At 57.9% G+C, this 420-nt stretch carries 1 pseudogene; it reads right to left on the reverse strand.

Features of this window, described 5'->3' with window-relative positions:
- Positions 1–420: pseudogene (locus ACK1U5_RS21210) on the reverse strand (Gly-Xaa-Xaa repeat protein); the annotation flags it as partial.

The raw sequence follows: 420 nt of genomic DNA on the forward strand, positions 1-420 counted from the left end.
CCAGTGTTACCTTGAGGTCCAGTAGGTCCAGGAGGCCCGCCAGAAGGTCCGGTAGGTCCGGTAACTCCTATACCAGTAGCACCCGTGTTACCTTGAACACCTTGAGGTCCAGTGGCACCAGTAGCACCCGTGTTACCTTGAACACCTTGAGGTCCGGTAGCGCCAGTGTTACCTTGAGGTCCCTGAGGTCCAGTAGCGCCAGTAGCACCCGTGTTACCTTGAACACCTTGAGGTCCGGTAGCGCCGGTAGCACCTGTGTTACCTTGAGCACCTTGAGGTCCAGTAGCACCCGTGTTACCTTGAACACCTTGAGGTCCGGTAGCGCCCGTGTTACCTTGAGCACCTTGAGGTCCAGTAGCACCCGTGTTACCTTGAACACCTTGAGGTCCAGTGGCACCGGTAGCGCCAGTAGCACCCGTG

Source organism: Bacillus sp. XB1, from assembly GCF_053557995.1.